This is a genomic window from Streptococcus sp. 1559, from assembly GCF_013276735.1.
In the GTDB taxonomy this organism is placed as follows: domain Bacteria; phylum Bacillota; class Bacilli; order Lactobacillales; family Streptococcaceae; genus Streptococcus; species Streptococcus pseudopneumoniae.
This window is the reverse complement of record NZ_VMLO01000127.1, coordinates 1-2,029: the sequence shown is the minus strand read 5'-3', so window position 1 is coordinate 2,029 and position 2,029 is coordinate 1. Positions and strand designations below refer to the sequence as shown.

Annotated in this window: 1 protein-coding gene and 1 pseudogene; both read right to left on the bottom strand. The window is 42.8% G+C overall.

What is annotated here, in order from left to right; all coding sequences use genetic code 11:
* Positions 1–66: 66 nt before the first annotated feature.
* Entirely contained in the window at positions 67–1,344 is a 1,278-nt protein-coding gene (gene ltrA / locus HT688_RS11275; protein ID WP_172923803.1) for a group II intron reverse transcriptase/maturase, read from the bottom strand.
* Positions 1,345–1,893: 549 nt separating this feature from the next.
* Positions 1,894–2,029 (bottom strand): annotated as a pseudogene (locus HT688_RS11270) (pyruvate formate lyase-activating protein); the annotation flags it as partial.

The window sequence follows — 2,029 nt, the reverse complement described above, 5'->3', positions numbered from 1 at the left end:
AATCGAGTAGGGGATAATCTCTAGCCCCTCTCACACCACCGTACATGCCGTTCGGCATACGGCGGTTCAACTAACTTTTAACGCATGTCGTTCAAGGTAATAATCCAAACATGAAACCAGTCCACGTTTTTCAAGGACTGGTTTTGATATAGCACGTTTAAGTACCGACTTCTGAGCTACTAATTGATAGTGGTCGCCCCAGCCAGATACCTTATCTGCTATCCATTTAGGAACTCCTAACTTAAGCAATCCCCATAATCGTCTAGATTTCTTCTTCCATTGCTTCCAGATAATCACTCGTAGGCGAGTACGCAAGCGCTCATCTATGCTAGCGACTATGCGCTTCATATTTCCCAGCGAGAAATAGTTTATCCATCCTCGAATGGACAAATTCAGTTGCTCAATACGTCTTGTTAAGTCTATACTCCATTTCCTCTGTGTTAGTTTCTTCAATTTAAGCTTGAATCTCCGAACACTATCTTGATGTGGACGACTTTTCCAACCATCTGTTGATTTCCAGAACCCAAAACCTAAGTATTTCAGCTCTCTTGGTCTGCTAATCTTAGTCTTGGTCATATTTACTTTCAAACCTAGCCGTTTCTCAATAAAACGACTGACTGAATACATTACACGCTTAGCGGCTGCCTCGCTTCTGACCGTAATCACACAATCATCTGCGTAGCGCACAAATCGAAGTCCCCTCTTTTCTAATTCCTTGTCCAATTCATTAAGCATGATATTGGATAAGAGAGGAGATAAATTTCCTCCCTGTGGTGTACCAACTAGCGTTTTATGACGCTGACCGTTAATGATAACACCTGAATGAAGATACTTACGAATCAAGGATTCCGTATCCCCGTCTTCGATAATGTTATGTACTAAGGACATCAATCTATCTTGAGGAACCGTATCGAAAAATTTCTCTAGGTCTATATCCACTATCCACTCATAGCCGGCATTTAAGTACTCTAAGAACTTCATGATGGCTTTTTCACATGACCTATTTGGTCTGAAGCCATAACTCGTATCTGAGAAATGAGGCTCACAAATGGGGTTCATGACTTGGACAATGGCCTGTTGAATCATTCTATCCATAACTGTTGGAATTCCTAATTGACGAATACCTCCGTTTGGTTTGGGAATCTCAACTCTGAGAACTGGTTGAGGCTTATATTTTCTCTGTTTTATCAGTTCCTTAGTCAGGCGCCAGTTTTGTCTGAGATAATTATCCATCTCTTCGATAGTAATTCCATCAATCCCAGCTGAGCCTTTATTGGATTTTACTTGACTGTAGGCTTCAAGCATATTTTCGCGTGATAATATCTTATCTAGCAATTTTGACATGTGCGTATTCCTTTCTTGTTTTGGTGTCTGAGGGACATCTTATATTGGTGAGCCTTCATCTAGTCAATACGTGACAGACTCCAGTTCTATCAGACCACTCGTTTTACAGACACAAGTGAAGTAGGATTACTTCAATTAGTTGTTCACCCCTTCGCTCCACTTCCATTACAGAAGTTTCCTCACTACTATGGGTTCGGCTGACTTCTCATGATTCGTTGTTACTACGCTTTCAGCGCTCATGAGACCTCACGGGATAAGTCGTACATCTTTCCTCGTTTACTCTCGTGATTTACGCATATAGGTTACGACTACCTTTTTGGACTTTAGAGTTTGAAGCCCCCTTATCCGCTATATACGCCTTACTATCACGTTCCTGTTCGTAGAGCCACGATTTCGCTATCCCTTCCTCTCCCCGCTACCTCACGATAGTCAGGCTTGGGAATCGCTATTGGGTTCACCGGTAGCGGGTGCCCACGGAGGACTTACACCTCAGATGCACGACATGCCCGTCGTACGTCAAAAGCCCGATGTTTCCATCAGGCTTCTTTTCTATCCATGTACACGTTTCGTATAGTCTTGGTAACTTTCGGTATCCATGAGTTGTTTAGCGTTCTTAACGCGGTCTGCTGTTGGTGGTTTAACCCCTTCGAGGGAATAGGGAATTCCCAATTCACGCCATTTAAAC

Excerpts from the sequence above, each read along its gene's own strand:
- ltrA (WP_172923803.1), bottom strand. The coding sequence starts at position 1,344 with ATGTCAAAATTGCTAGATAAGATATTATCACGCGAAAATATGCTTGAA.